This window comes from Lysobacter terrae (assembly GCF_054782215.1).
In genome coordinates this window covers 1,221,440-1,239,134 of sequence record NZ_BAAGSX010000001.1, presented here as the reverse complement: position 1 = coordinate 1,239,134, position 17,695 = coordinate 1,221,440, and the positions used below count along the sequence as shown (strand labels likewise).

General features: G+C 62.9%; 20 protein-coding genes. 14 read left to right on the top strand and 6 right to left on the bottom strand.

Going from position 1 to position 17,695, the window contains the following annotated elements:
• Nucleotides 1-153 precede the first annotated feature (153 nt).
• The 5 genes from ACYVJ8_RS05795 to ACYVJ8_RS05775 all read left to right on the top strand — a co-directional run bounded on the left by ACYVJ8_RS05795 (nt 154) and on the right by ACYVJ8_RS05775 (nt 4,242).
• A complete protein-coding gene (locus ACYVJ8_RS05795) occupies nt 154-450 on the top strand; it encodes a hypothetical protein (protein ID WP_460710186.1) in 297 nt (98 codons plus the stop codon).
• Nucleotides 447-1,943 carry a His-Xaa-Ser system radical SAM maturase HxsB gene (hxsB, locus tag ACYVJ8_RS05790; protein ID WP_460710184.1) on the top strand — a complete coding sequence of 499 codons (1,497 nt, stop codon included), beginning with the start codon at nt 447-449 and terminating at the stop codon, nt 1,941-1,943. Before ACYVJ8_RS05795 ends, hxsB begins: the two co-directional genes overlap by 4 nt.
• A complete protein-coding gene (gene hxsC, locus ACYVJ8_RS05785) occupies nt 1,943-3,118 on the top strand; it encodes a His-Xaa-Ser system radical SAM maturase HxsC (RefSeq protein ID WP_460710182.1) in 1,176 nt (391 codons plus the stop codon). Before hxsB ends, hxsC begins: the two co-directional genes overlap by 1 nt.
• A 1-nt stretch (nt 3,119) precedes the next feature.
• Nucleotides 3,120-3,731 (top strand): His-Xaa-Ser repeat protein HxsA, encoded by a 612-nt coding sequence (gene hxsA / locus ACYVJ8_RS05780; protein WP_460710180.1) that lies wholly within the window; start codon nt 3,120-3,122, stop codon nt 3,729-3,731.
• A gap of 61 nt (nt 3,732-3,792) precedes the next feature.
• Nucleotides 3,793-4,242 carry a hypothetical protein gene (locus ACYVJ8_RS05775; RefSeq protein ID WP_460710178.1) on the top strand — a complete coding sequence of 150 codons (450 nt, stop codon included), beginning with the start codon at nt 3,793-3,795 and terminating at the stop codon, nt 4,240-4,242.
• A gap of 343 nt (nt 4,243-4,585) precedes the next feature.
• Here the strand turns inward: ACYVJ8_RS05775 and ACYVJ8_RS05770 are convergent, their stop codons facing one another.
• From ACYVJ8_RS05770 to ACYVJ8_RS05760, 3 genes are read right to left on the bottom strand one after another with little or no spacing between them, the layout of a single operon-like run.
• Nucleotides 4,586-5,011, bottom strand: coding sequence for a DoxX family protein (locus ACYVJ8_RS05770; RefSeq protein ID WP_460710177.1), 426 nt, complete (start codon nt 5,009-5,011; stop codon nt 4,586-4,588).
• A 33-nt stretch (nt 5,012-5,044) separates the two neighbouring features.
• A complete protein-coding gene (locus tag ACYVJ8_RS05765; protein ID WP_460710175.1) occupies nt 5,045-5,407 on the bottom strand; it encodes a nuclear transport factor 2 family protein in 363 nt (120 codons plus the stop codon).
• Nucleotides 5,408-5,452: 45 nt separating this feature from the next.
• Nucleotides 5,453-6,358 (bottom strand): NmrA/HSCARG family protein, encoded by a 906-nt coding sequence (locus ACYVJ8_RS05760; protein ID WP_460710173.1) that lies wholly within the window; start codon nt 6,356-6,358, stop codon nt 5,453-5,455.
• Nucleotides 6,359-6,468: 110 nt separating this feature from the next.
• On the opposite strand from ACYVJ8_RS05760, the gene ACYVJ8_RS05755 reads away from it, so the two are divergent.
• Complete coding sequence (locus ACYVJ8_RS05755; RefSeq protein WP_460710172.1) at nt 6,469-7,443, top strand: LysR family transcriptional regulator; 975 nt, start codon at nt 6,469-6,471, stop codon at nt 7,441-7,443.
• A 64-nt stretch (nt 7,444-7,507) separates the two neighbouring features.
• Here ACYVJ8_RS05755 and ACYVJ8_RS05750 read toward each other — a convergent pair whose 3' ends face one another.
• Nucleotides 7,508-8,374, bottom strand: coding sequence for a LysR family transcriptional regulator (locus ACYVJ8_RS05750; RefSeq protein WP_460710170.1), 867 nt, complete (start codon nt 8,372-8,374; stop codon nt 7,508-7,510).
• A gap of 113 nt (nt 8,375-8,487) precedes the next feature.
• Between ACYVJ8_RS05750 and ACYVJ8_RS05745 the strand changes: the two genes are divergently transcribed.
• Both ACYVJ8_RS05745 and ACYVJ8_RS05740 read left to right on the top strand, forming a co-directional pair.
• Complete coding sequence (locus tag ACYVJ8_RS05745) at nt 8,488-9,141, top strand: hydrolase (RefSeq protein WP_460710168.1); 654 nt, start codon at nt 8,488-8,490, stop codon at nt 9,139-9,141.
• A 12-nt stretch (nt 9,142-9,153) separates the two neighbouring features.
• Nucleotides 9,154-10,107 carry a zinc-binding dehydrogenase gene (locus ACYVJ8_RS05740; protein WP_460710166.1) on the top strand — a complete coding sequence of 318 codons (954 nt, stop codon included), beginning with the start codon at nt 9,154-9,156 and terminating at the stop codon, nt 10,105-10,107.
• 64 nt (nt 10,108-10,171) lie between these two features.
• Here the strand turns inward: ACYVJ8_RS05740 and ACYVJ8_RS05735 are convergent, their stop codons facing one another.
• Nucleotides 10,172-11,101, bottom strand: coding sequence for an alpha/beta fold hydrolase (locus ACYVJ8_RS05735; RefSeq protein ID WP_460710164.1), 930 nt, complete (start codon nt 11,099-11,101; stop codon nt 10,172-10,174).
• A 101-nt stretch (nt 11,102-11,202) separates the two neighbouring features.
• Nucleotides 11,203-11,952, bottom strand: a complete 750-nt coding sequence (locus ACYVJ8_RS05730) for an SDR family oxidoreductase (protein WP_460710162.1) — start codon at nt 11,950-11,952, stop codon at nt 11,203-11,205.
• Between the two features lie 104 nt (nt 11,953-12,056).
• Between ACYVJ8_RS05730 and ACYVJ8_RS05725 the strand changes: the two genes are divergently transcribed.
• The 6 genes from ACYVJ8_RS05725 to ACYVJ8_RS05700 all read left to right on the top strand — a co-directional run bounded on the left by ACYVJ8_RS05725 (nt 12,057) and on the right by ACYVJ8_RS05700 (nt 17,633).
• Nucleotides 12,057-12,971, top strand: coding sequence for a LysR family transcriptional regulator (locus ACYVJ8_RS05725; RefSeq protein WP_460710160.1), 915 nt, complete (start codon nt 12,057-12,059; stop codon nt 12,969-12,971).
• 59 nt (nt 12,972-13,030) lie between these two features.
• Nucleotides 13,031-13,873 carry a helix-turn-helix transcriptional regulator gene (locus ACYVJ8_RS05720; protein WP_460710157.1) on the top strand — a complete coding sequence of 281 codons (843 nt, stop codon included), beginning with the start codon at nt 13,031-13,033 and terminating at the stop codon, nt 13,871-13,873.
• A 76-nt stretch (nt 13,874-13,949) separates the two neighbouring features.
• On the top strand, nt 13,950-14,096 hold the full coding sequence (locus ACYVJ8_RS05715) for a hypothetical protein (protein ID WP_460710156.1): 147 nt from the start codon (nt 13,950-13,952) through the stop codon (nt 14,094-14,096).
• Nucleotides 14,097-14,288: 192 nt separating this feature from the next.
• Nucleotides 14,289-15,260, top strand: a complete 972-nt coding sequence (locus tag ACYVJ8_RS05710) for an alpha/beta fold hydrolase (protein ID WP_460710154.1) — start codon at nt 14,289-14,291, stop codon at nt 15,258-15,260.
• 115 nt (nt 15,261-15,375) lie between these two features.
• Nucleotides 15,376-16,467, top strand: coding sequence for a hypothetical protein (locus ACYVJ8_RS05705; RefSeq protein WP_460710152.1), 1,092 nt, complete (start codon nt 15,376-15,378; stop codon nt 16,465-16,467).
• Nucleotides 16,464-17,633, top strand: coding sequence for a tetratricopeptide repeat protein (locus ACYVJ8_RS05700; protein WP_460710150.1), 1,170 nt, complete (start codon nt 16,464-16,466; stop codon nt 17,631-17,633). Before ACYVJ8_RS05705 ends, ACYVJ8_RS05700 begins: the two co-directional genes overlap by 4 nt.
• Nucleotides 17,634-17,695: the final 62 nt, after the last annotated feature.

The following is a 17,695-nucleotide window of genomic DNA, read 5'->3' as shown; positions in this document are numbered from 1 at the left end:
CCCTGTCTGCGTAATGACCATCCCGCCCCTCGAATTACTAGACGACGGTGGGATCCTGAGTCTTCCGCTATTGGCTGGGGCAGCGTATTTCAAGCTTGCGCGGGCCCGAACGGCGGTGCAGCATGCCAAGACTAGGGGCGTTGGGGGACGGCCATGGGATCGGTTGAGCTGGTACTAGATGGACTTTTTTCGGCAGATGCAGTTGCGCGCACCGCACAGCGATACACAAACGAGTTCTATGTAGAGATCGCGACAGTACCTTCGGGACATCAGGTTCGTCTGACCCCGATTCATGACGGGGCGTTGCTGGATCACCTTACCCAACGTTTCAGAAATGATGCCCTGGATGAGCGGTTGCGCGAACGGGTGCGCGCAGAGACAGCTGAGCTGCAAATCGCCCTGATAGAGGCGGCCCTGCAAGGGGCGCAAGGCATCGGGCGAGCCCGGTGACACGTTTCGTTGGCCAACAGGCTTTCGAAGGTGCTCCGGGCTACCGGTTGCTACCTCTAAGGTTTCGACGTTTACCCTGGGACCAGAAGCGCGTTTTTGTGAGCTCCATGGCGGGGGATTGGTTGCTCATGGCGCGAACCGATCTGGATCGGGTCATTGACGGCACTTTGGACGCGCACGAGCCACTATTTGCCGACTTGCAGGCGCGGCATCTGATCGCGGCCGATCCGGAGCGGATTACGCTCGCTCCATTACTGTCTCAGTATCGAACGCGCAAGAGCTATCTGCAGGACGGCCCGGCCCTGCATATTTTTGTCGTTTCCCTGCGCTGCCATCATACGTGCGCTTACTGTCAGGTCTCGCGTCAACCGACTTCGGAATCCCTTTTCGATATGTCTGGCGATGCCGCGCGCCATGCGATTGATCGCCTATTCGAGTGGCCGGCGAAGACGTTGACGGTAGAGTTCCAGGGAGGAGAACCCCTGCTGCACTTCGATCGCGTACGGTCGATCACGGAGATGATCGAACATCGAAATCGCAGCGAGGGCCGAACACTACGCTTTGTTATTGCCTCGACCCTTCATGATCTCACTGATGATCAGCTGGCGTTCCTGAAGGATCACCAGTTTCAACTCTCAACCTCATTGGATGGGCCGGAATGGTTGCATAACGAGAATCGGCCGCGGCCCGGACGCGATAGCTATCGACGGACCGTGGATGGGATCGAACGCGGAAGACGCGCGTTGGGTGATGACGCGGTCTCCGCACTTACGACGCTCACCAACCGGAGCTTGGCGGTACCCCGGGAGATCATTGACGAGTACCGGAAACTAGGTTTCCACTCGATATTTCTGCGCCCGCTGAGTCCATATGGCTTTGCCAGAAGGACCCAGGCGCGCCATGGCTACCAAATTACGGATTTCCTTCGGTTCTACGCCGTTGCGCTGGAGCACATCCTCGCGATCAATCGAGAGGGCTATGCCTTGGAGGAGGCGTACGCCAGCCTCCTGCTGTCTCAATTGATGACGCCCTTTGCACACGGTTACGTGGATCTGCGCTCCCCAACTGGCGCTGGGTTCGGGGCCGTGGTTTACGACTACGACGGCCGCGTATATCCCTCCGATGAAGCTCGCATGCTAGCCGCGATGGGCGACCACACCTTTTGCATGGGGCGCGTCGACGAAACCATTCCCACTTGGCTGGCCTCGTCCGCGATGGCACGTGTAATACAGGCAGGCGTCGCCGAAGCGCTGCCAACTTGCGCCGATTGCGCGTATGTCCCGTTGTGCGGCGCTGACCCCATCGATCATTACGCACGCCAAGGTGACCCGATAGGACATCGACCTACCAGCGACTTCTGTCGCAAGCAAATGGGCATGTTCGATCTTCTATTGGAGCGGTGGGAAAACGCTCCATCTGTGGAGCGCTCCATTCTCGAAAGCTGGACCCAGCGATCCGCGGTGGCGTCGATGCCGCAAGAGGTAGCTGCCTAATGTTGGCGCTCGACTCCAAGGTGCAGCTAACAGGGTGGGGCGGCCCTGCGTTGCTGAAGGTGGCAGGGCTGGCCGAGTTTGCACGTGGTGAGTTTCCGATTGAGCGGATGATCTTGGATCTGCGAGACAGTCAGATAGGGTTGGAATCCGAGCAACTGCTGTCGTTGCCATGGGCGGGCTTCTTGGCCGGCCCGACCGGCTCGTTGCCAACGGGGCGTCCGGCGGTGACCTTGCTGGAGACCCCTGAGATCGTGCGTCCAGGCGATGTGATTGAGCTCAGGCCCACGCAATCCAAGCTAGCAGTTCGCTATCGACGCGGGGATAACGGCAACGTCCTGTTCGCTACAGAGCGCTGCAACAGCTTCTGCCTTATGTGCTCGCAGCCTCCGCGTCAAATCGAAGACGATTGGCGCGTCGAGCAGTTGTGTGCGCTAGTGGATCTGATCGACAAGGACGAACCTTCAGTTGCCATCAGCGGCGGTGAGCCCACGCTACTGAAGGCTGGCCTCCCTCGAATTATCGAACGCTGCGCGAAGGCATTACCGCGGACGCATGTGCACGTTTTGTCGAATGGCCGTCTCTTCGGTGAGGGCGCCTATGCCCAGTCATTCGCTGGGTTGCACCCATCTTTGACCTGGGGCATCCCGTTGTACGGCGATCACTACCAGCTGCACGACTATGTGGTGCAAAGCCCCGGGGCGTTTGCCCAGACCATGCGCGGCCTGTACGCCCTGCAGGCGGCCGGGCAACGCATTGAAGTCCGTGTGGTGCTGGTGAGGCCCACAGTTTCTCGGTTACAGGAGCTGGTTCGCTACCTCTACCGCAACCTGCCTTTCGTCGAGCACGTTGCGTTGATGGGGATCGAGCCAATTGGATTTGCAAAGGCGAATCATGATGCCTTATGGATCGACCCGGCCGATATGGCGGAGGTTCTTTCGGAGACTGTTGAGTATTTGACGCAGAGAGGGATGCCTATCTCTCTGTATAACTTGCCCTTGTGCACGTTGCCATCCTCTCTTTGGCCGTTCGCAAGGCGCAGTATTTCAAACTGGAAGCAAGATTATCTGGCGGAATGCGAAGCATGTGACGTAAGAAGTCAGTGTGGCGGGTTTTTTGGCTGGGTGACACCTGAGTGGACGAGCCGCACCATCGGACCTATTCGAAGGGGAAGCTGAGATGCGTAAGACGTTGACCATTGCTGGCGGTGCACTGTCAGCCCTACAGGGTTCAATCCACGATCCGGAGATGCATGGCCGGAACGCGAGCCTAGTGTCGCTTGCAGCACAGGACGCCGATTACACCGTAACCCTTACCGCGCCGTTGAATGTTGGCGTGCAGAATATGTATGCAGGGCACCGCTCGCACAGCAGCCATAGTTCTCATAGCTCCCACAGCTCCCACTATTCAGGTAGCGGTGGCACTTATCGCGCACCAATAACACCCGCGCCTTACTCGGCGCCGCAGCCAGGCCCGACCCCTAGTCCCTATCAACCGTCGACGTCACCCAGTACATATCAGCCCCGAACGTCGCCTTCATCTGGTGCCCATGCAGCGCCTGTGCAGCCTCTTTCGCCCTCGCGTCCTACTGCAGATCAGCTTCAGTTGATGATCATGCGCGTGCAAGCGGCGCTCTACGCCAAGGGCTACGACCCAGGTGCCATCGATGGGACGTTGAGCGATGCCACAAAAATAGCATTGCGTCGCTTCCAAGCAACGCATGGCCTGTCAGTGACAGGAACATTGACCACCGATACCTTGAACGCTCTCGGAGTGGCTCTCACTCCATAGATTGAGTAGATCGCACAAAAGACTCGGAGAGGCGACTGGGTTTTGAAAGGGGGTGGGGCGAATGAGGATTCGCTGGCTGAGTACAGTGCTTGTCACGCTACTTGTGGGCTGCGGCGGCGGTGAACGCTACGACGAATATGACTATTCCGCCGGTGCTGCTGATGCTGCCGAGGAAGCAAGGCAAGCGACATACGAAGAACGCGGTGCCGATAGCGATGGCACAGGCGCCGACGTGAGCAACGTGAATTCCTACGACGTAGAGAACAGAGGGAGCTACGTCTGCACGGACGACTGCTCAGGCCACGAAGCGGGCTTCGAATGGGCGCAGGAAAACGACATTGGTGATGCTTCTGACTGTGGAGGCAACTCGCAGTCCTTCATCGAAGGCTGTGAGGCCTTCGCCGAGGAGCGCCAGGAGCAGGCCGATCGCGAAGCGCAAGATGCGGCAGAAGAAGCTGCGGCCGAAGCGGAAGCAGACGCCGAATACGAAAGAGGCGCCGAGGAGTACTAGTCGCGCAGCACAATTTGCCAATGGCACTAGCGGCATTTTGCAGCGCGCCCGTATTCCTGCTGCTTAGGGCGGTGCGCCCTCAAGCTGTTGCTGCGATAGGACATCCGCTATGCGAGCCCCGATCGGCAGCGTGCCGATTCGCCTAACTCTCGGCGTTGTGACGCGCTACAGCTGTGTCGCCATTTCCCTTGCAGCTTTGATGTCATTCGCCTGCGCAGATTTGTTGCCGCTGCAGAGCAAGATGATCAGCCTCGCCCCTTTCCAGGTGAAATGCGCGACCAGCACCGCTATAAGCGCTGAGGCCGGCGGGCGGCGCTGGCGTGCCGCCCGCCGTGCGCGCACATCACCTGCCGGCGCGTGCATCCAGACTATAGCGACCGGCGCCATTAGCGGCGAGCATCAAGAACGCACCCGCGATGGAGATGTTCTTCAAGAACATGATCATCTGGATCTGATCAGCGAAGTTGTTGTGGAACAGCACGGCGCTCAGGATCGAAAAACCAGCGAGCAGGAGCGCCACGATGCGCGTCCTCCAACCGGCGATGATGGCGATGGCGCCACCCGCCTCAGTGAGAATGACCAACGGCAGGAGGAAGCCTGGGACACCTTGGGATTCCATGTAGCCAGCCGTGCCGGCATACGCCGTGATCTTGCCGATACCGGACATCAGAAACAGGCTCGAAAGCAGGAAGCGGCCGAGCAGTTCGGTGGTGTTGCGAAGGGTGGTCGCTTTGTTGGCGGCGGCCAGGGTTTGGGAGCTTGCGGACATGTCAGTACTCCTTAGTTAGGGATTAGTGGGTGTTCAAGACAACTTGTCGAAGAAGAGATAGATGGCCGCGATGCGGCCTTCCCGGGCAATGATGAAATCCGTTCCTGCGTAAGCAGGGGCTTGCCCAGGGGCACCCGATACCCACTGGATTCGCCCGCCATCGCCCGAAACATCCGGCTCGGCGATGGGGTGGTACTTGAAGTCGGGATGCGTGGCTTTTATCGCGTCCGCGATTCGATCTATCGCATCACGGCCGCGGTGCACCCCTGCGTTGGGGTCATAGAACACGCAATCCTCCGCATAGAATTCGTCTATGAGCGCGCGACGGCGCGCGGGATCGTTCTCGGCGAAGACGTCGAGATTGACCCGGAGCAGGTCCTGAATGCTGTGAGTCACTGGATGCCTCCTGGTTCGGATGCCATCACTGGTTGAGGCCGAGTATTACGCGGCCACCGGGATCGCGAAACTCGTTTCCGCCCAGGAAGCGAAGCTTGTGGGCTGGCGCCCGGCGACCTTGTTGGCCAGCGCGATCGCGTCACGCGAATCGGTGCCGAGGTAGGTGTGGGCTTCGAAGTAGGACAGCATCGCTGCGACGCTGTCGGCGCCCGGGAACCAGCCAGCAAACACATCACGCGGGACCCGTGCGAATGAGATGTTGTGACCCTGTTGCTTCAGGGTGGCGAGAATCTCGTTGAAGCTCAGGAAGTCGCCAACCAGCGGCAAATGTTCACCGTTCCCGGCGAGTTCGGGCTGGGCGAAAGCACCCGCAACGAGCCGACCGATTTCAGTGATGTCGCCCATGTGGATGACACGCCGTTCGGGATCGAGCGGCAGCGCCCAGCCCGAGGAACCATCCGCCTGCGCCTGCGGCGCCATCGCGCCGAGCAGGTTCTGGTAATAGAACGGGGCGATCACGAACGTGTGGTAGGCGAATCCGGCGCCTTTGACGACGCGTTCGACTCTCGCCTTGTCGGTGAAATGCGGCACATCGATCGCGCCGCCGCTGATCGTCTCCACGTTCGGAAGCGTCGACCAGATCAAATGCTGGACGCCGGCTTCCTTCGCGGCGTTGACCGCGGCAACGGCCTGCTTGAACTCGTTGTGGTGGGCCTCCCAGGCGTTGGTAACCAGGAATACACCGTGGGCGCCGGCAAACGCGGCTTTCAGTGTTTCGGGGCGATCGAGATCGGCCGCAATGACTTCATCGGCCAGCGTCGAATGCTTGGCCGGATCGCGCGTCAGCGCGCGCACCTTGAATTGACCGCTCGCCTGCAGTGCGCGCACGACGGCGCCGCCCTGCTGACCGGTTGCGCCAACGACGGCGATAAGTTTTTGGGGGTTTGACATGGGGGTGCTCTCAAGTGACTGGGTTTGTCGGTGAGCGCAACATAGGTTCCCATGACCTATCTTTTAAGCCTATATTATTCGATACGATCCATCGTCTACGGAGATAGGTCATGCTGGACGGTGTAACCCTGGATCAGCTTCGCACTTTCATCGCTGCCGCCGAACAGGGCAGTTTCTCGGCCGCCGGCCGCAAACTCCGGCGCGCCCAGTCCGTGGTCAGCCAGACATTGGCCAACCTCGAAGGGCAGCTCGGCGTGACGCTGTTTGATCGCAGCGCACGCTATCCGACGCTCACCGAGGACGGGCGTGCGTTGCTGGAGAACGCTCGCGCCGTCGCCGATCAGATGGACGGATTCAAGGCCCGGGCCAAGACCCTGCGCGAGGGGCTCGAGCCGGAGCTCTCGCTCTCGATCGATGTGATGTATCCCATGAGCGAGCTGACCGAAGCCGTGGCCGACTTCAGAGAGACGTTTCCGCACACGCCGCTGCGGCTCGTTGTTGAAGTACTCGGAGCGGTCGTCGAGCCAGTGCTGCAGGGAAGCTGCCAGATCGGCATCGTCGGCTCGCTGCCGGTACTGCCCGAAGCGATGCGCGGCGAGTTCCTGCTCGACGTTCCGCTAGTCACCGTGGTTGCACCCTCGCATCCGCTGGCTTCGTACAAGGGCATCATTCCCCAGTCGGAACTCCAGCGGCACGTGCAGCTGCTGTTGACCGACCGGTCGACGTTGTCCAAGGGCCAGAACTACGGTGTGTTTTCCAAGAACCTCTGGCGGCTCGCGGACATGGGGGCACGGCACGCCTTTCTTCGCGCAGGCTTCGGTTTCGGCAACATGCCGCACTTCATGGTCGAGGACGACATCGTCAGCGGGAAGTTGTGCGCCATCCGGATCGAACTTCCCAGCATGGTGAAGCCGGTGATGCCGATGCGGGCGGTCTATCGCACGGAGGCGCCGCCAGGACCGGCGGGCCGCTGGTTCATTGACCGCCTCAAACGCAAGCGGTCAAGCACGCACGAGTCGGCGATACACGCTCACCATGTTTCGTCAGCCCGCTCGGCTGCCCGAAAGAAGCCCCGAGGCCGTTGAAGTCGCCAACTCCGTCCGGCCCAGGTTCATCCTAGGGCGGAGATGCACCCTTGAACCTCCAATGTCATCCGAAATACTCGATCAGCAATTCGGTGAGGACCCGGATCTTCCGCGGAGGGTGCTGCTGCCCTGGCGGCCGGACGACGTAGACGCCGGCTTCGGGAATCGGATAACGCGTCATCACGGAGACCAGGGCGCCCGAGGCCAGATGGTCCGCAACAAGAAAATCCGGAAGCGATGCGATGCCCAGTCCCGCTATTGCAGCAGGCACCAGGGCGCTGCCGTTGTCGGCCTTGAACCGGCCCTGCGGATGGACATTGATCGTCCTGTCGCCGTCGATGAACCGCCAGGTTTCCGTTCCTTGCATCAGTGCTTGGTGAGTGAGCAGCTCGTCGGGTGTCTCGGGTGCCCCATGCTCGCGGATGTAGTCCGGGCTCGCCACGAGCAGCCCATGGAATGGAACGATGCGGCGCGCTATCAGGTTTGAATCGGTGAGATGGCCGACACGTACCGCGCAGTCGAATCCCTCTCCCACGATGTCGACGAAACGATCGCTGTAGTACGCGTGGACATGAAGGAGCGGATGCCGGCGCGCCAGCTCCGCGAACACGGGCGCCAGATGCGTTGGGCCGAACGACAGCGGCGCAGCGATCCGCAGCAGGCCGCGTAGATCGCCAGCGGGCAGGATCGTCTCCCGCGCTAGATCCATCTCGGCACAGACGCGCGCGGCGTGCTCGCGGAAGGTGACGCCTGCTTCGGTGAGCGCAGCGCCACGGGTGGTCCTCGCCAACAGTTGGATGCCGAGCTCCGTTTCCAGCCGGAACAGTCGCCGACTGACGATGGACTTCGATACACCCAGGCGGCGAGCGGCCGGCGATACGCCACCGGCATTGGCCACTTCGACAAAGGTCTGGAGGTCCTCGAGTTCCATCGTTGGCGTTCCACTTTCTGCGACACAGATGGTCGCAATGCGCGGCTACCTTACCGCAAGGAGAACGGCAATCTTCTGTCAGGAGACGCCACCCACCCTCTGGAGTGCCAAACATGAAGTCGAATTACACCGGTCTGGACGCGTTGCTTTCCCCGGACAACTGCGTGGTGGTGCTGATCGACCATCAGCCCTTCCAGTTCGCCAACCTGCACAGCCATGAACCCACCATGGTGGTGAACAACGTCGTCGGGCTGGCCAAGGCCGCCAAGGTGTTCTCGGTCCCGACCATCCTGACCACCGTGCTGGAGGAGCGCGGCGGGTTGTTGATCAAGGCACTGCAGGACGTGTTCCCGGAGCAGAAGCCGATCAACCGCACCTTCATCAACACCTGGGAAGACCAGCGTGTAGTCGACGCGGTCAAGGCGACGGGACGCAAGAAGGTGGTGATGGCCGCGCTATGGACCGAGATTTGCCTTGCCATGCCGGCGATACAGGCGCTGGGCGAAGGCTGGGAGGTCTATATCGTCACCGATGCCTCGGGCGGCGTATCAGCCGAAGCCCACGACATGGCCGTACGACGCATGGTGCAGGCCGGCGCCATACCGATCACCTGGATGGCCGTCATGGCCGAGCTCCAACGCGATTGGGCGCGCGAAGCCACCGCGGCTGCGCTTGCCGAAGTGCTGGGTCCGCATGGCGGAGGCACAGGCGTGGCGTTCGCATGGGAAATGCAGCTACTCGCTAGCCATCCCGGCGCAGGCGCCTGAGGTGGATTTCTTATGAGCACGACCATCCGCTTCCACCAATACGGTTCTCCCGATGTGCTGACCCCCGAGGAGGAAGAGGTCGGCGCGCCTGGCCCGGCGCAGGTTCGCCTGCGGCAGGAAGCCATCGGTGTGAACTTCATCGACACCGCATTCCGACAAGGCGTTTTCCCGATGCCGCTTCCCGGGGTCACCGGCGTCGAGGGCGCCGGCATCGTGGAGGCGGTCGGCTCCGATGTTCAAGGAATCCGTGCAGGCGATCGCATGGCCTACTTTCTCGCACCGGGTAGCTACGCCGAGGTGCGCTTGATCAATGCCGCCGACCTGATCCGGTCGCCGGGTGATCTGTCGTCGGCGGAAGTCGCCACGGTACTGACCAAGGGATTGACCGCGTGGGCTGCACTGAACGGTTTCTATCCACTCAAGGCCGGCGAGACGGTGCTGGTGCAAGGCGCTTCCAGCAATGTCGGATGGCTGGTTTCGCGCTGGGCCAAGGCGCGCGGAGCGCGGGTCATCGGAACCGCCGGCTCAGCCGCCAAGCAGGCGGCCATCGCGGGCTCCGTCGACTATGTGCTTGCGTCCGGCAGCGACGACCTCGCCGAGCAGGTTCGTGCGATCGCGCCGGCGGGAGTGGATGTCGTGTACGAATTCGTCGGTAAAGCCACGTTCGCCGCTTCGGCGGCGGCGGTTCGCGACGGCGGAACAATCGTCACGATCGGCGCTGCGTCGGGCTCACCCGAGATCGACCAGGCGACTTTGACCCGCCGTAACGTTCGAGTGGAGGGCGGCCCCATGGCGCAACACCTGCAAGGCAGAGTGGCCCAGGCCAGCGACGAGGTGTTCGATGCGTATCGCCAAGGCGTCTTCGGCGACTTCAAGGCCACCGTCTATCCGCTGGTGAAAGCCGCCGCGGCTCACGAAGACATCGCGGCACGCCGCAAATCCGGCCCGATGATCCTGGTCCCTTAAGTCTTGAGCATCGGTAAGCGGGCGGTACTGATGTGCCGCCCGCCCATCTCGGTTCTGCTGCAACTTATTTGTTGAGGAACGCCACAAGCGCCGGAATAGTCTGCTCAGGCGCTTCTTCCATCAGCCAATGCCCCGAGCCCTTGACGATGAGGCCTTCGACATTGGTGTCCACCAGCTTGCCCTGGTCGATCAGGAACTGGCCCGAAGCCTTCTCGCCGGCGATCACCAGCATCGGCATCGTCAGCTTGGTCTTGGCGAAGCCTTCGAAATCCTTCGCGTCCTGCTCGAAGTTGCGGAAGTACTCGAAGCCGGCGCGCATGCCGCCGGGCCTGGCGTATTCGGACGCATAGAACTGGCGATCCGCCTCCGGGATGGAGTGGTTGCGGTCGGCGGCGAAGTCGTTCCAGAAGTGCTCGAAGTAGATGCGCTCGCGGCCATCGACCAGCTTCAACGGCACTTCGCCGTAGAAGTGGAAATGCCACAGATCGCGCAGCAGCCACACCTTGGTCCAGTCGCCCACGCCCGGTAGGAAAGCATCCATCAGCACGATGCTCTCCACTTCGTTCGGGTATTGCGCGGCATACGCGTAAGCGACCATCAGGCCGATGTCGTGGCCGACGATCTTGACCTTGCGATAGCCGAGCTTCTGCACCAGCGCGTGGATGTCCTGGGCCAGGGTCTTCTTGTCGTAGCCGCCATCGGGTTTGGACGACGAGCCGGCGCCGCGAAGATCCGGCGCGATCACCACGTGCCGATCGCTCAGCTTCGGCATCAGCGGAATCCACATGTGGCTGGTCTCGGCGTAGCCGTGCACCAGCACGATCGGCGTTTCCTTGCCTTTGCCCGCTTGCAGGTAGTGCAGGGTGACGCCGTTGACGTCGGCAGTGTGGCTTTGGATGGAATCGGTGCCCGCCGCGTGGGCGGGCGACTGCATCGCCAAGGCCATCAGCAGGGCGGCTCCAGCAAGCTGGAAAGGTCGCAACAGGGTGTTCATGACGTTCTCCTGGGGGAAGGTGCCGCACAGCCGAGGGCCCAACTGAAGGAATTACGCGATCAGGGGCGAACCTCGGCCGGCGGCTGGGTTGGGAAGCGCCGTTAGAGCTGGCTCATGCCGCCGTCGGCGATGATTTCGGTGCCGACGATGTAGGCGGACTCGGCCGCGGACAGGTGCAGCACCGTGGCCGCGATCTCTTCCGACGTGCCGAAGCGGCCCAGCGGGATCTGGCTCTGGATCTGCGCCGCGGTGGATTCGAGCGTGGCGGCATCCAGCCCGAGCTTGCCGTAGATCGGTGTCGCCACCGGGCCCGGGCTCAGCACGTTGACGCGGACGCCGCGCGGCAGCAGTTCCGCCGACAGCGTCTTCGCCAGCGAAATGATCGCGGCCTTGCTGGCGGCGTAGACCGACGTGTTGGGCATGCCGATGCGGGCGTTGATGGAGCCGTTGATGACGATCGACGCGCCGCTATTGAGCAGCGGCAATAAAGCCTGGATCTGGAAATACGGGCCCTTGATGTTGGTGTCGAAGATCTGGTCCCACAGCGCCTCGTCGACGTCGGGGAAGGGTGCGAACTTCGCGGCGCCGGCGTTGATGAAGAGAGCATCCAGGCGCAGGTTCTGGGCGGCCAGGCTGGCCGCGAGCGCCTTGGCGTCGGCGAGGTTGCCGGCGTCGCTGCGCAGGGCGACGACGTTGCTGCCGAGAACGGTCTTGGCCTGCTCCAGTGCGGCGGCGTCGCGGCCGGTAATGACGACGCGCGCGCCTTCGTCGGCAAAGGCCTTGGCGGCGGCCAGGCCGATGCCGCTGCTGCCGCCGGTGACGAGAACGGTCTTGTTGGTGAAGCGGTACATGGTGAATTCCTTCGATGCCAGCGGATCGCTGTGAGTGCATGCTGGCGCGCCCCCTGGGATTTGCCGTGCCATAATTCCGGCGAACTCGTTCGAGAGCATCGAACATGTTGTCCGAGGACGAACTGGCCCTACTGGAAGCCATTCGCGAGGCAGGCAGCCTCTCGCGCGCCGCCGCGCGCCTGGGCAAGGCACCGTCCACGATCTCGCACGCGGCGCGGCAGTTGGAGGCGCGTTTCGATGCGCTGTTGTTCGACCGGCGCCGGTATCGATTGCAACTCACGCCGGCCGGGCATCTGCTCGCGCAGGAAGCCGCGCGCCTGGCGCAGGACGTATCGCGCCTGACCCAGCGGGTGAAGCAGGTGGCCGGCGGCTGGGAAGACCGGTTGTGGATCGTCACCGACGAGGTTCTCGAATTCGAGACGTTGCTGCCGGTGGTGCGCGCCTTCGACGCGCTGCAGTCTGGCGTCGCGCTGCGCATCACGCATGAAGTGCTCGGCGGCACCTGGGAAGCGCTGCGCGACGGCCGCGCGGACCTGGTGATCGGCGCGACCAACGAGCCGCCGGTCATTCCGAAACTGCGCTGGCACGAGCTCGGCGTGATGGAGTGGGTATTCGCCGTGTCGCCGCGGCATCCGCTTGCCAAGGCGAAGGAGCCGCTGGAGCGCGAGACGATCACGCAGCACCGCGCCATCGTCGTCGCCGACACGTCACGGCGGCCCGACGTGCGCGGTTACGGCGTCCAGGGCGGGCAGCCCATCCTCGCGGTGCCGAGCATGCGCGCCAAGATCCAGGCGCAACGCGAAGGGTTGGGCGTCGGCTGGCTGCCGCGCGAACGCGTAGCGTCGCTGCTCAAAAAGCGTGAACTCATAGAAAAGCGCACGGCCGATCCGCGCGAACCCAACACGCTTTACATCGCCTGGCGCGGCGACCACCAAGGGCGCGCGCTCGCCTGGTGGCTCGATCAACTCCAGCAGACGCGCTTGGCGGCGTTGCTGACCAAGGGCCTGGATACCGTCTAGCGCCCCGCTCGGGACGAAACGTGCAATGCTTTTAGGCCGACACTCCGTTTCCGGCGCCGATGCCTGAGCTTGTGGTCAACGAACTGCTCAAGACCTCACTAATCGAGGTCCTGGACGTCGTCCATTCGGGATCAGGTGAGGGCGAGTGGGAGTGTGCGCCACGAACGCAACTGGTCTTCCTCTACCGCGGGAGCTTCCTGCGCCATGTCGACGGCGAGGAAGTGGTCGCCGACGCGAGCCAGGTGCTGTTCTTCAATGCCGGCGAGCCGTATCGGATCAGTCGTCCTCATCCCGGTGGCGATGCCAGTCTGGTGCTCATCGTGGATGAAGCCATGCTGCGCGAAATCGCGCCGCCGGAAGCGCTCCAAGAGGGCGATCCGTTGCGGTTTCGCGCGCAACGCCTGCGCATCGATCCGCGAGCGCAGGTGCTGGTCGCGCTGCTGCGCCACAGCTTGCGCGAAGGCGTAGCCGACCCACTTGAAGGCGAAAGCCTGGCACTGACTCTGGTGCAGCGTTCGATGGGGCCACGCACGGCGCACGCCGCCGGCGCCAGCCACGGCCGCCAGCGCCTCGTCGATCGCGCGAAGCTCGTGCTCTCGCGGGACCTAGCCCGCCGCTGGACCTTGGCCGAGGTCGCGGCTGAAGTCGGCGTATCGGCCGTCTATCTCACCCAGAGCTTTCGCGATGTCGAAGGCGTTCCGTTGTATCGCTACCAGTTGCGCCTGCGCCTCGCACGGGCGCTCGACCTGCTGGGCGAATACGAGGACCTGAGCGCCCTCAGCCAGGAACTGGGCTTCTCCAGCCACAGCCACTTCAGCGCCGCGTTCCAGCAGGCCTACGGGCGTACGCCCACGGAATTCCGCCAGCTCGTGCTGCAACGGCGCTTGCCCTCAGGTCGCTAAAGATTTCGACAGCGGGCAGGGGCGCGGGCGTTGTCTACTTCGCTCACGGGCAATCCTGCCCCATCGGAGAGACGACATGAGCGAGAAGACCTGCGCTGCCTGCGACTGCGTGCTGGACGAGAACGCGATCCAGGTGAAGATCGGCGGCAAGACCGTGGAAGTGTGCTGCGACGAATGCGCCGCCAAGCTCAAGGAATCGTACGCGTCCGCGTCGAATCCCTGAGCTGACGCCGGCCTGATCGAGGCCGCGGTGCAAACCTGAAACCGACCGGCGTCTTCGGCACGTCCGGCGGTCCATGCCGAGGCACGCGGTGCCTTGGCGTTTCGACTCAATCGTTATGAGGCTGTTGCTTCACGCAACGGCATGGACGAGTACTGCCTCGGGAATACGGGGCCACAGCCTTTGAGGGACATCATGGTCAGTCGCAGACAATTTCTTGCAGGAGCCGCCTGTTTCGGTGGCGCGTTGATGCTCCCCGGCGGAGTGTTTGGTGCAGCCCAGGCGGGAACAGGTGAGCCGCTGGATGCAGCCGCTTTTCATCGTCTGCGGCGCTTCGCCAATACCCCGTTCGGCGAGATCGCGTATGTAGAACGCGGCACGGGCGATGCGGCACTGTTCCTGCATGGCTTCCCGCTCAACAGCTTCCAGTGGCGAGGTGCGCTGGAACGCCTGTCCCCCTATCGACGTTGCATTGCGCCCGACTTTCTCGGCATGGGCTTTACCCGCGTCGCCGAAGGCCAGAGCGTCGGACCCGACGATCAGGTGGCCATGCTCGTCGCCTTGTTGGACAAGCTGGGCGTCGCGACCGTGGATGTCGTCGCCAACGACAGCGGCGGCGCGGTGGCGCAGTTGTTGATGCTGCGGCACCCGCAGCGCGTGCGCTCCGTGCTTCTCAGCAATTGCGATACCGAGATCGAAAGCCCGCCGCCGGCGATGCTGCCGGTAATCGCACTGGCGAAGCAGGGCAAGTACGTGAACGCATGGCTCGCGCCGTGGCTGAAGGACAAGGCGCTCGCGCGTTCGGCCGAAGGTATCGGGGCGATGTGTTTCGCCGATCCGCAGCATCCGACCAACGAGGCCATCGACATGTATTTCGCTCCGCTGTTGTCCAGCGATCGACGCATCGCGCTGGCCAATGCGTATGCGGTCGCGCTCGAACGCAACGCATTGAGCGGCACCGAAGAGGGGCTGCAGCGCAGCCGCACGCCGGTGCGCGTGGTGTGGGGCAGGGCGGACACGATCTTCGCGTCCAAGAACGCCGATTACCTCGACTACGCCTGCGGCGGATCGCGCGGTATCCGCTGGCTGGAAGGCAGCAAGTTGTTCTGGCCCGAAGAGCGGCCGGACGTCATCGCCGAAGAAGCGCTTGCCTTGTGGAAAGCCTGAACGCCTGGATCGGAGTCACGCCATGAACAAACACAGTTGCCTGCTTGCGATCGCTGTTGCGGCGACATGCCTTTCTCCGTCGGCGCACGCCTCGGACCATCTCGACACGCCCACCGTGATCGCCGATCCCGCGGCCGACATCGGCGATCTCTATGCCTGGATGTCGCCCGACGGCCGGCGCCTGAATCTGGTCATGGATGTCGTCGGCAAACGCTTTTCCGACCAGATCGCCTATGTCTTCCACATCGACAGCGGCCGCCGCTTCGGCCACCCCCGGGCGACGGCGACGATCGATTGCCGTTTCGACATCCAGGGACTCGCGCACTGCGAAGCGGCCGGCGACCACGCTGCCGGTAACGCCGACCAGCCGACAGGACTCGAAAGCGACGGACACGCGTTTCGTGTATTCGCAGGTCTGCGTGACGACCCCTTCGCCAATAACGTCCGCGGCACACGGCAGGCGTACGAGGTGGTTCAGCGGGCGCTGAAGGCGGGAGTGGTCAAGGACCCCGCCGGCTGCCCGGCGTTCGATGCCGCCGTATCCAGCGAGATGTTGGACCACTGGCGCCACACCGACGGCGGTCCCGCGAAGAATTTCCTGGCGGGCTGGAAGACTGGCGCGCTGGTGGTGTCGATCGATGTCGCGGCGGTCAACCGCGGCGGCGCTTTGTTGGCGGTGTGGGCAGGCACCTACGCGCTCGACGCGTCATCCGGTTGGGGACCGCGCCTGGATCGAATGGGCCGGACGCTGACGGGCAACGCGTTGCTCGGCCTGTTCGATGCCGAAGAGTATGCCGATCGACGCAAGGAGGAGTACAACCGCGCCGCGCAGAAAGACTGGGAAAGCTTCGTCCCCGATATCCAAAAGTCCCTGGCCATGTACGACGCCTTCGACGGCGTCTGCGGTAACCAATGGCTCGCATCACGTCGGGCGACACCGGATCGCTATCTCGCCCTGGCTCGTCTGCTGGCCGACGATCGACTGTGGGTCGATACGCGTCGCAAGGCGTGCACGCGCTACATGGCCGTGGAGCAAAGTCAGGGCGCGCGAACTACCGATTGCGGTGGCCGGACGCCTGTCGGCGATGCGGTCGACGTGTATCGCTCCTTGTTGGTCAACGGCGCCGAGACGGGAGTGGAAGACGGCGTCGTGCAGGACGACAAGGTGCATTCGACCGTCGACTTCCCGTTCCTGGCGGCGCCGTGATCACCGGCATTCGTATGTGGCGTGGCGTTCTAATGGTGCTTGCGGGCATCTGTGCCACGCTCGCCGCCGAAGCGCGCCCGGCCACGACGTCCGGCGCGATCGCCATGGCGAACCTGGATTACCAGCTCAGCCAACCGAATGATGCGGCGCGACGGATCGAATTGCTGCTCGCCAAGTCCCGCTTCGTAGGCGACTACGATGCGCTCGACGAGGCGGCCACGCTGGCCGAGGCGTTGCCGACGGATGCAATGGGCCTGTTGCTGCGGGCACGTGCGCGCGCAGCAGCGCATCGCTTCGAAGAGGCGCTGGCGGATTTGCACGCGGCCGCGCAGTCGGGAGCCGATGAGCACCAGATCGATAGCCAACGCGCTGTGATCCTGATCGCGACCGGACATGCTAACCAGGCCGTCGCCGCGCTGGATTCGGATGTCGCAGCCCATCCTGGCTATGCCTCCCATAGCGCATTGGCGAGCGCCTATGCCGAGCTCGGTCGCTACGAGGATGCAGATCGCGAGTATCGCCTCGCGCTTGCGCGTCTGACGACGACGTCGCCGTTTCCGTATGCCTGGATTCATTTCGCGCTAGGCCTGATGTGGTCGGAGCAAGCTGGCGACACTGGTCGCGGCGAGATCGAATATGAGCAGGCACTGGCCTATCTGCCGCAATTCGCCGCGGCCAATATTCACCAGGCAGAAATCGAATTCCGTCGTGGTGATTTTCAGTCGGCACAGACCCGGCTGATGGCCGTCATAGAAGCGAGACAGGAGCCCGAAGCGCTTGCCCTGCTCGGCGACATTCGGCGACGAATCGGTCAGGAAGCGCAGGCGCAGCGGGATATCGCGAAGGCGGAGCAGCGCTATCTGTCGCTGCTCGAACGTCAGCCGCTCGCCTTCGTCGACCATGCCGCCGAGTTCTATCTGGGGCCCGGAGCTAACGCCGAACGCGCGAGCGCCTTGGCAATGCGCAATTTGGACAACCGCGAAACCCCACGCGCCTTCGCCATCGCATTCCGTGCCTTCGCCGCCAGCGATCGCGACGCGTGCGAGCTGATCGAGCGTATGAGAACGGCATTCGATGCCGCGGATCTGCCTGCGGTTACACGAGCCGAATGGGAGAGACGAGCGGTTGGTGGCACGCTAATCGCATGCACGACGGCGCGTCACTAGTGCATAACGTTTGCTTCGCAACAATTTCGATCCCACTGGATCCAGTTTCCGCGAGAGCCAAC

Bases quoted from the DNA above. Each gene is read 5' to 3' on its own strand.
- ACYVJ8_RS05795 (WP_460710186.1), top strand. From the start codon at position 154: ATGGGATCGGTTGAGCTGGTACTAGATGGACTTTTTTCGGCAGATGCA.
- ACYVJ8_RS05775 (WP_460710178.1), top strand. From the start codon at position 3,793: ATGAGGATTCGCTGGCTGAGTACAGTGCTTGTCACGCTACTTGTGGGC.
- ACYVJ8_RS05750 (WP_460710170.1), bottom strand. From the start codon at position 8,374: ATGGAACTCGAGGACCTCCAGACCTTTGTCGAAGTGGCCAATGCCGGT.
- ACYVJ8_RS05755 (WP_460710172.1), top strand. From the start codon at position 6,469: ATGCTGGACGGTGTAACCCTGGATCAGCTTCGCACTTTCATCGCTGCC.
- ACYVJ8_RS05715 (WP_460710156.1), top strand. From the start codon at position 13,950: ATGAGCGAGAAGACCTGCGCTGCCTGCGACTGCGTGCTGGACGAGAAC.
- ACYVJ8_RS05745 (WP_460710168.1), top strand. From the start codon at position 8,488: ATGAAGTCGAATTACACCGGTCTGGACGCGTTGCTTTCCCCGGACAAC.
- ACYVJ8_RS05735 (WP_460710164.1), bottom strand. From the start codon at position 11,101: ATGAACACCCTGTTGCGACCTTTCCAGCTTGCTGGAGCCGCCCTGCTG.
- hxsA (WP_460710180.1), top strand. From the start codon at position 3,120: ATGCGTAAGACGTTGACCATTGCTGGCGGTGCACTGTCAGCCCTACAG.
- hxsC (WP_460710182.1), top strand. From the start codon at position 1,943: ATGTTGGCGCTCGACTCCAAGGTGCAGCTAACAGGGTGGGGCGGCCCT.
- ACYVJ8_RS05740 (WP_460710166.1), top strand. From the start codon at position 9,154: ATGAGCACGACCATCCGCTTCCACCAATACGGTTCTCCCGATGTGCTG.
- ACYVJ8_RS05725 (WP_460710160.1), top strand. From the start codon at position 12,057: ATGTTGTCCGAGGACGAACTGGCCCTACTGGAAGCCATTCGCGAGGCA.
- ACYVJ8_RS05760 (WP_460710173.1), bottom strand. From the start codon at position 6,358: ATGTCAAACCCCCAAAAACTTATCGCCGTCGTTGGCGCAACCGGTCAG.
- ACYVJ8_RS05710 (WP_460710154.1), top strand. From the start codon at position 14,289: ATGGTCAGTCGCAGACAATTTCTTGCAGGAGCCGCCTGTTTCGGTGGC.
- ACYVJ8_RS05730 (WP_460710162.1), bottom strand. From the start codon at position 11,952: ATGTACCGCTTCACCAACAAGACCGTTCTCGTCACCGGCGGCAGCAGC.
- ACYVJ8_RS05770 (WP_460710177.1), bottom strand. From the start codon at position 5,011: ATGTCCGCAAGCTCCCAAACCCTGGCCGCCGCCAACAAAGCGACCACC.
- ACYVJ8_RS05720 (WP_460710157.1), top strand. From the start codon at position 13,031: ATGCCTGAGCTTGTGGTCAACGAACTGCTCAAGACCTCACTAATCGAG.